The organism is Paenibacillus sp. FSL A5-0031 (assembly GCF_001956295.1).
Lineage (GTDB): Bacteria > Bacillota > Bacilli > Paenibacillales > Paenibacillaceae > Pristimantibacillus.
On record NZ_MRTD01000022.1, the window covers coordinates 64,114 to 76,852 of the forward strand.

The window sequence follows — 12,739 nt, forward strand, 5'->3', positions numbered from 1 at the left end:
TCCTCCTTATCGTTTCTTCATTCTGAGCAGTCCAGTCCATATCGCAAGCACGATCATGATAATGATGAAATATATCCATGCAATCGCGGTAGCGTAACCGAATCCGGTAATGGTGCTGAACATATTGTTTTTGATCAGAATAATAATTTCATTAAGCGCGAATGTCGAAACGTAAACGATCGTATAGATTACATTTACGATCACGAGCGGCATAAGCACAGGCAGCGTCACTTTCCAGAAGGACTCCCATGCAGACGCGCCATCGATGCGAGCCGCTTCATACATGGATCGGTCTACCTTTTGCAGCCCTGCTAGGAAAATAAGAATTTGAACGCCGGAGAACCAGAGGACCATAATGATTTGCTTAAACAAATACAGAATAGGCTCCGCAATAATTGGGCTCAAGCTGTTCTCAATCATCGTGAACATGCCGTACTGCTCTATATTCGGAATGGAGGACGCACCCTGGCTAAGCAGCTCGTTAATGACCGGCCCGCTTGTTATAATGACTGGCAGGAAAAATATCGTCCGAAACATGCCGCGAAATTTGATCTTCTGATTGATTAATAGAGCAATGATCAATGAAAAAACGATAATGATCGGTACGTTCAGCATCATTTCCATAACATAATTCAATATTTTCTCTACAAATACGGGGTCGGAGAAAAATGCATAATTGAAATTTTCAAAGCCAATATACTTTGTTTTCACGCCGACAGGTGTAATTTTCACTTGATGAAAGCTTAGAAATAAGGAGTACAGCATCGGATATAAAGTGAAAACAAAAAATCCTACGATCCATGGCGACACAAACGCCAGTCCGATAATCGCCTTTCTACGTTTGTTGGTCATTATGATTTTGGCCATCAGCGGTTCACCTCGATTACTTGAAAGCCTTTTGGCGGAACGCTAACGCCTTCCCATTGATAGTCGCGATTTGTGTAATTAACGAGCACTTCGGCTCCGTTGTCATACGAAACCCTAACCAAGCCATCGCTTAGACGTTCATGGTTCTGCATCTTCGCACCTATTGTCGGCTTCAGCGCTTCATCTAAAATGCGATAAGTCTCCGTCATCGAATCACGCCAATCCTTATATGCGGACGTGTAAACATCATTCGAATTAGTATGCTTCAGCTTGTACGATGTCTCATGCGTCAAATAATAGGATGGATAAGAACCTGTCTCGATCATGCGCAGCAGGCTTGCCTGCGGATTAGCGAAGAAGTTGCTGTAAGGGGCAAAATAATCCTTATAGCCCTTCAGCACCATTTGTACGAATGGCACCGTTTCACTAATATAAATGTATTGCGATGACTCCATCGGCACGTCTAGCACTTGATCGGCATAAGGAAGCATATAATCATTTGGCGCATACATGAGCAAGGATGGAATGGCATCCGACAAGCCTTGCACAGCAGCTTTATAAAATTCTGCTGTTTGGCTGCGGCTTGAACGGCTTTTGCCCGCCATCTCGGAGAACAATACGGACCCCGTCTTATCCACAGCAATTCCGCTTACGTTCTGGCTCACATATTGCTTTGTATTTTGTTTAACCAAATTGCTCGTTGCTTCGGCAGATAAGTAATAGATGGTCCCGTATACTTCCTCATAGGTTGGTATCGTCAATATGGACTTATCGATTTTTTTGGCGGCATCCGTCTGCGCAGAGAAACGTTTGGACGCTTCATTGCCCGTCGTAAAGTCGCTGTACAAATGAAGCGGATTTCCGCTTTCCCGAAGCGATGCTGAGAGTCGCTCGAAATCCTTTTTCGAGCCAAGCGCCGACTCATATTTCACGGGCGATGGATTCGTTCCTGAATACCCGCCTTCATTCCAGCCCTTATAAACTACATTCACATTTCCGATGCCATTTTTCTTCATATCTCCGAGCATCTCTTCCAGCTGCGATACCGTCGTCATCGGAATAAGGCGCTTGGCGAACATGCCATTTTCGGTTTCAGCGCCAAGAACATCCATTTGCAGAGGAATCGCAGTGTCTGCTTTCCCTTCATCTCTCACAAGAATTGATTTTCCTTCCAGATACGCTTGATACGTCTTGGCCATGCCAACATAACTTGCGTCCTTGCCGCTCAAGAACGTATAGCGAATTTGAATATCCTCTGGATTGCGAGCCTTCTCATAGACGATGACACCGCCAAGTGAACGGCTTGTTGGCTGAAGATATGATTCTCTAGATAGAAATTGTGCCGTCGTCCAGTTGTATGGCGTATTGACTCCATTCGGATATGCAACGATTTTGGCATTGTATTGTCCATTCTCTACGATGCCGAATAGTCCGTTGCCGCCTTCCGCGTGAACCATTCCGAATACAGGATATTGCACGGTGAGCGGCGGATTTGTGAAAATATCACGGTTAACCGTTTCGATGCCTTCGTTCGTGCCATAAACTTTCGCTTCATACGGGATTTTGAATTTCCCCTTATTGTCTGCAAGCCGGATTAATGCCCCTGATCCATCTGGAATGAACATATAACCATCTACTTCACCGGCCTTGGTCGCTCCAAGAAACGGATAAACATAGACGGACCCAAGCTTCGTTTTATTTCCCTCAAGAATGCTTTGCTGTGGAATCCGAACCACCAATTGATCCTTCTCCAGCGATACATGCAGCTCCATTCCAAGCTTCAGATCGTTTAAACGAATAATCGCTTTAAAACCTTTTTCAAGCGATTCGAACATTATCGATTTATTGGTTTGAGAGACAAGATCCGTTCGCGTCGCATTCGGCTTGCTCTCCTCGAAATAATCAAGAGACAATCCCGATGCCATAAAATTTTTCCACGATTCATTGGATTCCGTGTCGATGATTTCAGAAGACCACATGTAGCCTGAGCGCTTATCCTTCACTTGAATGGACAAGCTTTGTTCTTTGAGATACAGCTCAAGATGTTCATTCTCCGCCACCTTGCGATAATCGGAGGATAACTTTGCCCCTGCCTCTACATGATCAGGAAATACGGACTGCAGCTCCGCTTCCGGAATCGCACCCGTCTCCCTGCTAGAGCGGCCGTTACCAAAAAACAGGACATATACGATGGCAATGGCTGCTGCTATGATGACGGCGGTTATGACTGGTCTAATCCATTTAGAGTTCCGCACGTATCATCAGCTCCCGTATGACAGAATAAACAAAATCAAATACTTGATCGAGCAGCACATACACAATAAATGCAACTAAGCTCAGAATCAGCATGCCAAATAAAGTGATCAAAATATTGCGAATCGTCTCGCGGACCGTGTAGTCATGGACTTCCTTCACCATAATAAATAGGAGAACCGCACACCACACGACGATGATGTTGCTTGAGAAGGTGTACAGAAACGCGTCATTGTTCGTCAGTACATTCGAGACGATGACAATGATAGGGCTGAACAACAAGTACGGTGCCATAGCATAAATGGTACCTTTGTAAACTTCTGAAAACTTACCCTCTCCTTCATTGATTGTACTAACCAAATAGTTCGCGATAATCCATAGCGCAATCGGCGCAAATACTTTGGCAATCTCCTTCATCAAAATCAAGCTGGAAGGCTCCACATTGTTGAATATAAAGCCGGTGTAATAAAGTGCAAACACATACTCGGCAAAGAAAAGCACATACAAGAAAGTCGCTGACCAAAGGGATACCTTCCGTTCCTCCTTGATGCCATAAAAGCCTTCAAACGGGCTTTTAATAAATCGGGAAACAAACATAACATGCCGAATAAACGCTGCTGAGAAAACTTGCTTTTTCAACCGAATGACGGAATGAAATACCCCTGTTTTCCGATGCAGCCAGCGCACCAATATCCGCAGCACGAACAAAATAATTCCGACATACAGCACATAAATCAAGTTGTTTTGCAGCCAGCGATTGCGAATTTCCCAGAAGGCATTGGAATACCCTTCCTTATCGTTCGCAATAACATATTCCTCGATCGCTTCCGCATATAATTGCTGCTTGTAGTAGGCATCTGCCAGTCCTTTATGCGCAAGGTCGAACAAGTTGTTTTTGTTCAGTACCTGACTCCACGGCTCACGGCTCTTGACGTAGTGCCCTTCCTTATAAAGCTCAAGCGCGTGATGAACCATACTTGTAAACTCGGTTGGCTTAAAGATTTGAATATTATTTCTTTCTTTGTCGACGACATAAATATTTTCACTTGCATCTACTGCAATGCCAGCCGCATTAATGAACATGCCGATCCGCGACTTCCCATCATCGGGTGCACCGAACGAGAACAGCAAATTGCCCTCTGTGTCATATTCGAAAATAATGCCGTTTTGGCTAATCGTATAAATGTTGCCGCTCTTCGAAATAAATAGATCCGTATACAGCGGATGGAATGTCATATCCGAAGGCAATAAATTGAAGCCGGAAATGTTAAATCGTTTGACAGATCTTCCCTCGTCGCCTTGGGTGATGGTATAAATTAACCCCTTCTGATCAATGTCGATGCTTGTCGCAGAAGGCGGTACATTTTTGAATAACTTCGCTCGCTGTGCATCGGTAAACAAAAACCGCTCCAGCATAATACGAAAGCTCGCTTTGGATTCATTGCTGCCAAAATAGCCAAGAAAATCGCCATTCGAGCTCATCTGGACGACGCCGTTTGTCGATCCCTCGCTTATGATATATACGTTTCCGCGCTTATCGACCGTTACCTTCATCGGCTTAAAGGGATTGTTCTTGCCAAAGAGCGGCAATTCCGGCCTCGCAAATATTTGCTTTACCGCGTTGTCAGCTCCAAATTTAACGACTTGATTCAGTCCGCTATCCGCTGCGTACACATCGCCTTGATGGTCAACGAATACACCAACTGGCGTTTGCAAAACCTCTTCACCGATGACTCGAATGAATTGTCCCTCGTCATCGAGGACGACGATACGATGATTGTTCGTATCTGCTACATAGATGCGGTTGCGCGCATCGATATAAATATCGGAAGGCCCGGAAAACTCAAGATCTCCTACCTTCTCGATTGAACCTGCGGGATGATAAGCATCCTGCGTACGTACAAATTGCCTGTTATGGTCTTCCGTATAGGTCTTGTAAGGCGCTTCAGCGAGCACCATGGATGAGGAATCAAGCCATAGGAAGACGGCGAGAACAAGCAACAAAACCTTGCCGTTAATGTTCTTCATCGGAGTCTCCTCTATTTCAGTCCTGAATGCGCCATTGTGTTCATCACTTTGCTTTGCAGCAGTATAAAAATGACGAGGTTCGGAACGAACATAAGCAGCGATGCAGCTGCCGACATGCCTTGACCCGCGATGGTGTTGCCGGACCCCGACGCAACCGAGCTCATGAAGAACGATAATGTCTTCAAGCTTTCATCGTTGACATAATAATTTGAAGTCTCAACATTGTTCCATACCGCCTGAAAAGCAAGAATGGCGACTGTAGCTAGTGCCGGCATAATGACAGGTACAATGACCTTCCTGAATACCGTAAATTCACTCGCTCCGTCGATAATGGCTGCTTCCTTCAGCTCCTCGGGCACTTGATCAATAAATTGCTTCAGCAGGAACAGCCCAATCGGCATCGCCAGCAGCGGCAAAATATGAGCAAAATAAGTGTCCAGCATACCGGTCTGATCTACGACCAAGTAGCGCGGAATTTGTACCGCGATTGGCACGAACATGAGGGCAAGCGTGTTCACCTCAAACAACACCTTGCGCAGCTTGAATTTCATCTTGGCCATCGCATAGGCAGCCAATGCGCTAATAAATACCGAAAAAAACATGACAGAGATCGTTACGAGCAAGCTGTTGAATATAAAACGGCTGAACGGAATACCTGATGTCGACGTCGTAAAAAACAAATCTCTAAAGTTATCAAATGTCGGCTTCTGTACGAGAAAGCGCGGCGGGAATGCAAACAGCTCATCAATCGGCTTGAATGCATGCGAGATGATAAATATAATCGGCAGCATCATAAAAAACGCCAAAGGAATAAGAATGGCATAAAATTTCAGCTGACTCTTGTGGAACTTGGTCGGATTAACTTTTGTACCTTGATAAGACAAAACTTGCACCCCCTACTCTTTCTCACCGAATAATTTCCACGAAAGCTTAGACAGCATATATACCCCGATCAGCAGCACAACAGAAATCGCGCTCGCATACCCCATCTCATATCGAATGAGGCCATAATCAGCAATATGGTTGACGATCAACTGTCCTGAGTTTTGCGGAGTTGGGTTGCCGCCTGATAGCTGAACGCCGATTTCACCGGCTTGGAAAGTCGTTACAACCGCCATGACTGCGCCAAACAGCATCTGCGGCCTCATCGAAGGAATCGTAATATAAATAATTTCTTGAAAACGATTCTGAATTCCATCGATATAACCCGCTTCATATATCGTTTGATCGATGTTCAGAACACCTGCAAGCATGGCTAGGAAACCAACTCCCATGCTGCTCCATAATGACACAACAATCATGATCGACATCAAATATTCTGGTGACTGCAGCCACTGTATCGGAGCGTTGATCAGCCCTAAATTAAGCAGCAAGGAGTTAATATATCCCGCTTGATCGCCGCTGAAGATAATCGTCCATACGACTGACATCGCTACTCCCATTGTCATCGAAGGAGAATAAATAATAAGGGCAAGAATGGTGCGCGGCTTGCTCGGAACTTGCGCGAGCATCCAAGCAAGCAGAAATGAAATGACATAGCCGCCCGGTCCTACGATCAAAGCAAACTTTATCGTGTTGGGCAGAACATTTTGCATAAAGATTTCATCGTGCGTAAGCAGATCGATATAGTTTTTGAAGCCGATCCACTCCGGCGCCTCTACCGTATTGAAATAAGTAAGGGAGAGTCCTGCCGCCACCACAACCGGGATAATAATAAACGTGCCAAACATCAAAAGATAAGGCGTCAGAAATAGGTAAGCCTCATTAAATCTGCGTGTCTTCATTTTCGCTCAACCCACTTGTCTATCGATGATATGGTCGGAACCGGATACGGCCTGATCATTTTGCCATTCGCATAATAACCGAACTCTTCCATCTTCCGCATAATTTCACGATTAGTCCGTACTACAGCATCATCAATGGCCGTTCGCGGATTATCCCCGTTAAAGACAACCCTGTTCCAAACATTGCTAATTTCCCGCTCGACCATATAAGCGCCTGGCACGCGAGAAGGTTCTCTCACCCATTTGAACTGCTCGGAAATAACCTCTTTGTCTTCCTCCGGCCATGGTACCTGCTCGAGCGCTTCCAGATTGGCCGTGTTCCACATAAAGGTCATGCCATAGGTAGTCTGCATGAGATTGGCAAATTCGACCTGAACCGGTGTTGACAACCACCAATCGAGGAACTTCCAAGATTCCTCTGCATAGTCAGTGCCTTTAAATATCATTCCCGTCTGTCCGCCTGTCGGCGCCCATCTTGCTACCGTTCCATCCGGCTTCTCCACGCCCGGATGCAGCGCGATCTTCCATGTGTTGGCGATTTCCGGTGCGGCCGCCTTCAACTGAATGTACGTATTGAAATCAGATATCCCTACCGGCATCGTGCCGTAACGGAAATGGTGATAGAAATTCGGTACGTCCTGCGGCAAGTTGTAGATAGTAAACAAGTCGGTCATAAACTTCATGCCCTCAAGCGCTTGCTCACTGTCGATTGCGGTGTTCATCCCGCTCTCATCAAACAATTCTCCGTCGAATTGATAAATAAACGGCGTCGTTGCATTAAAGGGCTTGAAGCCCTTGTACTGGGCAAGCGGCTCATAGAAGTTCATACCAAGCCGCTGCAGCTCAGGCAGCATCTCAACCACGTCCTGCCACGTATCCGGCGGCGACAGCTTCAGCGAATCCAAAATATCCTGCCGGTAAAACAGCACCCAAAAATTTTGCGTTTCCGGCAATGCATATACGCCTTCCTCGAACGAAAATGGAATAATCGCACCTTTGGAGAACCGCTTGATGCTCTCCTCGTAACCAGCGAATTGCCGCAAATCCATAGCCGCATTCCGAATGGCCAGTTCATATGGAATCCAGTTGCTCACTCCAAGAGCAACATCCGGCTGACGATTGGATGCGTTAGCCAGAACGAGCTTATTCTCGTCCGGCATAATGGACAGCTTAACGGCAATGCCCGATTCCGGCGTAAACTGCTCATCGATCATCTTCTGCATGAGCTCAACGAAAGGTCTTGGGCGATTGACCCAAACCTCCAGCTCACCATTTATTTTGTTTGAGCTTGAATAGGATTGTTTCGTAAAGGATAAGAAAAAGCGTTTAACCGTTTCCCCTGACTTTTTGAAAAAACCTGCATTTGGAGATGGCAGCTTGCCATCCTGAGAAACATAAATCCGGTCAAGTGCAAGCGGCGACTCTGAGATGCTCTGCAAAAGCGTACCTAGCAATTGAGAAGCAGACGCCGACCCTTCAGAAAACAGATTTAGGCGATTGGGCAATTCGTTAGGGTCCTTCGCAAGGGATCGCAATTGCTTCGATGCCAGCTTCAAATTGACAATTGCGCCAATTTCCTTCACCATCGGGTTAAGCAGGCTAATTTCTTCGAAGCGTTGATCAAGATCATCCGCCCAGCTAGAGAGCTGTTTATCTAACTCCGGCATGTACTCAAGTAGATTCCAATCTCTATACAAATCTAGTTTATTTCCTGTCAGCTTCTTGATTTCCAGCGTCATTCGGCTGATCTCTCTCATTTTGGAGAAGATATCCTCTGCTAGAGGACGCATATGAGATAGATTCACTGTCATGCTAAGCGTATGCTTGCCCTTCGTCATATAAAATTGATAAGGCTTATCCTCACTGCCAAGCGTCTCATTCCGCCATTTTTTTGTATAAGGAAAAGCATAATTGTCCACTTCGCGGAAAGGAACTACGCCATCGAGCTCAATTCGGCGAAACACGGGCAAATCATATTGTGTATTTTGCAAGTATTTTAAAGCAATTTGATAGTATCCATCCTGCGGAACCTCCAGCTCCCACGTCAGCGATTGACCGCCCTCTTCATAGGAACCCGCATCGATCATATTGAGCAGCAGCTTGTTCGTTTCGTAGGGCGTCACCTTGCTATCGCGTGACGAGGCTGCTCTGATGGAGGAATCGTTTTTATACAGCATTTGCTCCGCTTCGGTTATGAGCAGTGTGTCGATGCGCTCAGCACCTATTTCTTCTGCCGGGAAGCTCTTTAAATAGTTTTCATATGTTTGTATTTGGGCAGGGGCTTCTACTCTCACATCGCCAAGCAGCAACTCTCCCCTGGTATTGACTAACGTAACGGTGTTCAAGCCTTCTTTTAATTGAAACTTTAAAGGCTCCATATGAAAATAACTAGAATCCATGGCATATACCGTCTGCCATAACTTCACTTTCTGGGAACGCGGCAGCAGCTCGTTGCCATAACGATCCCACTTTTCTGCAAGAGGTTTGTTCTCCCACCTGCTAGGAAACAAAATATGACGGCTTTCATAGAACTGGTATTGTCCATTGATTTGCAAATAACCCTCTGTGGGCAAAATGCTGTCATCCAGCATGTAATAGTCAAAAGCTAGCTGATATAACCCCGTTTTTTCAACATGGATGTCGAATGTAATCTTTGCGTCTTTATTCCAACGAAGTGTCTCCTGACCGTAATTGAAACTTTCTTGTAGAGAGACTAGTAATGCTGCATTTTCCTCATTTTTGGAAGGTGAAACGATGATGTTCGCGTTTGGAATGATAGGAACCTCAGTCCACTCTTGAAGCTTTTCTGAATAGTTCTTCTCCAGCAGATTAAGCGCATCCGCTGAGCCTTCTGCCTTGGGCGCTGCCGCTTGCTCCGATTCAGCTTGTACTAACGATCCTGGGAGTCCGCTAGCAAGAAGAGCTGCAATCATCAAGCATATCAGTAAGATTTGATAAGTTTTTTTCATGGTCTCTTCCCTGCCTATGCTTCATTAATGCCGCAGATGCGAAAGATCATAAAGCTTCTTCCGCATCTACGGTCCATCAGTATTATTGACTTAATCTTTGCAGCGCTTGACCTACGAACTCATTTGCTTTGTCTTCCATTTCTTTCGCTTTATCAGCAGGCTTTAATTCACCGTTTGCGAACTTCTCATATATTTTTTGTTCATCGGATGCCCAAGCACTGAATTCTCTCCAGCCCGGAAGAACCTTGTTATAATCTGGAACAGCATCGCCGAGCAATCCAATGGCTGCTTTCGCACCGTCTAGTTTCAGCTCGCCCGTCAGCTTCTCCCATACCTCAGGGAAATCAGCAACTGGGAATTTATCGATGTTGATGTTCAATTCCTTGTTCAGCTCAAGACGCTTCAGCCAGCCATCCTTGCTCCATGACATAAATTTCATCAGCTCATAAGCAGCTTCTGGATGTTTGGTTGTGGAGGATACACCGATGTAGTCAAGAACTACAGGCATCTTTTGTCCCGCATTGCCAGCTGGGTATGGATAGAAATCTACGACGCCAGCTCCCGACTTTTCCATTTCCGGCGGCAAGGAATTCATATTCCATGAACCGTCAATTCCGAGTGCGACATGCCCTTTCTGCAGCGGCCAAGCTCCTTCTTCGCCAAATACTTTTGTTTTTTCTTCGCCAGTCATTTTTTCTTCCACTTTCAACCTGCGAAGCTCAAGCTGTTGGTTGTAGCCATCGATCCACTGCTGATTCGTGAAATGGAATTTCTCACCGTCAAATGTGTTGTAGCCTAGCGCACTATCATTCGCCATTGGCCAGTGTTCATTGAAAGATAGATTGCCCCACGGGCCTGAAATCCCATAAATATGTTCAGAAGGCTTGGATACCTTCTTCGCGATGTCGATCATCTCTGTAATGGTCCAATTATATCCAGGAAGCGGAATGTTGTTTTTCTCAAGCAGCGTTTTATTCACATAGACACCCATAATAAACTGGAAAGTAGGCGATGCTAGGCGCTTGCCGCCATAAACCGCTTGCTTCGCGATATTCGGATAGATAGCTTGCGTTTCCTCATCTTGATCCCAGTACGGGGACAGATCGAGCAGCCATTCATTTTCTACGCCTACAGGTACACTCTCTACCCAGAACACGTCAGGCAATTTGCTCGCGCTGGCAGCTGCAGTCAACGCATCTGTCCAAGGCCAGTTGATCGTTTCGTCTTTCTCTACTGTAATATTCGGATATTTTGCCATGAAGGCTTTCATCAATTCGCCTTCCATCTTCGGGTCTTCCCAGCTTGCAAACTTCAATGTAATTTTCTCTGTTTGCCACGATGGCGTTTCTTCTGCCTTGGTATTATCCTCTGTCGGCTTATTCGTAGCAGTAGAAGTGGATCCTTCATTTGTTTTGTTGTTCCCGCCCGAACAGGCAGCTAATACGGTGACGAATAACGACAATACCAGTAATAATGAAAATATTTTCTTACTGTTCATTTCACTATCCCCTTTTTTTCAAATGATATATGGATACACTTGCATGTACCTAAGTTTAGGCATTACTTTTTGAAAACGATTTCATAAATGATTGCTGTCGCATACGAGAACATGTAAGTCGTGTCTCTTGTATGCAAAGCGGCTATATTAATTAATGGTATCGATTTCATTTTGTAAAAAAGAGATATTCATAATCTGAAATTATGATTGCACTCTTTTGTAATTAGAAGAAGCACGAATGCACAGCTGAGAATCAACAACGACAATACGCTCATCATCGTCCGCCATCTCGCCTTTAATTTTCTTGATCAGCATTTCCGCAGCAGCATAGCCCATCTCAATCTTCAATTGATTAACCGTGCTCAGCTGAGGCACCAAATATCTCGAAACTCTTTCATTGTCTACGCCAAAAACAGCTAGATCCTGAGGGATTCTTACATTCGCTTCTCTGCACGCGGCATAAATGCCTAATGCCATCTCATCATTGGCAGAGAAAACAGCTGTGAACTTCTGCCTTGCATCCCAAAGGCGCTTTAAAGCTGAGTATCCGCCTTTTTTGTTGAAATCGCCATTTTCCACAAGCTCTGGCCGGAACGGAATTCCGTGTTTTTCTAATCCTTTGATGTAGCCTTCCAGACGATCCAAGCTATCGATCGCATCATTATAGCCGCTTATGAATGCTATATCTTTGTGTCCCTGCTCGATGAGATGCTCAACCACGTGCATGGCGACCTCTGTCGTATTCGTTTGGACGTTATAAATTCTGGAATCCAGGATACTGCGTCCAATAGACCCTATGACATAACCTCTTTCAAGCAGCTCCATAACCGTCTCTTTCGGCAGTAACGACTCAATCAGGATCATGCCGTCAACCGTTCTGTTCGTTAACATTTGAAGATATCCGAGCTCAATTTCTCTGCTGTTTTGGGTATCGCAGATAATGACTTTAAATTTTTCCAAATGCGCCTTATTCTGAATTCCTTTTACTAAATTAGAGTAATAGGCAACCATAATATCAGGCACAATTATTCCAATGGTAAACGTTTTTTGCTGGCGTAGATTTTTGGCTGCAGCATTGGGAACGTAGTTCATTTGCTCAATAACCATGAGAACCTTTTCCCTCGTTTTGTTCTTAACGAGCGGGTTATTGTTTAACACGCGCGAGACAGTAGTCGGTGATACCTTTGCCGCTTTAGCTACATCCACGATATTAACATCCATAAGATTCGACCTTTGCTATAAATTTTGGCAGATATAAACAAATAAAGCGCTATCAAGTTGATATTTAATAATATAGCAAATAATGAAATCGATTTCAATAGTTATTTTGAGCAATATTT

8 protein-coding genes are annotated in these 12,739 nt (G+C 45.0%); all 8 read right to left on the bottom strand.

The genetic code is table 11. From position 1 onward, the window contains the following. Window positions 1-6: 6 nt before the first annotated feature. The 8 genes from BK120_RS28700 to BK120_RS28735 all read right to left on the bottom strand — a co-directional run bounded on the left by BK120_RS28700 (window position 7) and on the right by BK120_RS28735 (window position 12,605). Complete coding sequence (locus tag BK120_RS28700; RefSeq protein ID WP_083682581.1) at window positions 7-867, bottom strand: carbohydrate ABC transporter permease; 861 nt, start codon at window positions 865-867, stop codon at window positions 7-9. Beyond that, window positions 867-3,122, bottom strand: a complete 2,256-nt coding sequence (locus BK120_RS28705; RefSeq protein WP_076270924.1) for a DUF5696 domain-containing protein — start codon at window positions 3,120-3,122, stop codon at window positions 867-869. Before BK120_RS28705 ends, BK120_RS28700 begins: the two co-directional genes overlap by 1 nt. Next, a complete protein-coding gene (locus BK120_RS28710; RefSeq protein WP_076270925.1) occupies window positions 3,109-5,148 on the bottom strand; it encodes a YIP1 family protein in 2,040 nt (679 codons plus the stop codon). Before BK120_RS28710 ends, BK120_RS28705 begins: the two co-directional genes overlap by 14 nt. Window positions 5,149-5,159: 11 nt before the next feature. Next, on the bottom strand, window positions 5,160-6,032 hold the full coding sequence (locus BK120_RS28715; RefSeq protein ID WP_083682583.1) for a carbohydrate ABC transporter permease: 873 nt from the start codon (window positions 6,030-6,032) through the stop codon (window positions 5,160-5,162). 12 nt (window positions 6,033-6,044) lie between these two features. Continuing rightward, entirely contained in the window at window positions 6,045-6,932 is an 888-nt protein-coding gene (locus tag BK120_RS28720) for a carbohydrate ABC transporter permease (protein ID WP_076270927.1), read from the bottom strand. Then, window positions 6,929-9,901 (bottom strand): extracellular solute-binding protein, encoded by a 2,973-nt coding sequence (locus BK120_RS28725; protein ID WP_076270928.1) that lies wholly within the window; start codon window positions 9,899-9,901, stop codon window positions 6,929-6,931. The genes BK120_RS28720 and BK120_RS28725 overlap by 4 nt, the downstream gene beginning before the upstream one ends. A gap of 82 nt (window positions 9,902-9,983) precedes the next feature. Continuing rightward, window positions 9,984-11,399 (bottom strand): ABC transporter substrate-binding protein, encoded by a 1,416-nt coding sequence (locus BK120_RS28730; protein WP_076270929.1) that lies wholly within the window; start codon window positions 11,397-11,399, stop codon window positions 9,984-9,986. 201 nt (window positions 11,400-11,600) lie between these two features. Next, window positions 11,601-12,605 carry a LacI family DNA-binding transcriptional regulator gene (locus tag BK120_RS28735; protein ID WP_305953911.1) on the bottom strand — a complete coding sequence of 335 codons (1,005 nt, stop codon included), beginning with the start codon at window positions 12,603-12,605 and terminating at the stop codon, window positions 11,601-11,603. Window positions 12,606-12,739 lie beyond the last annotated feature (134 nt).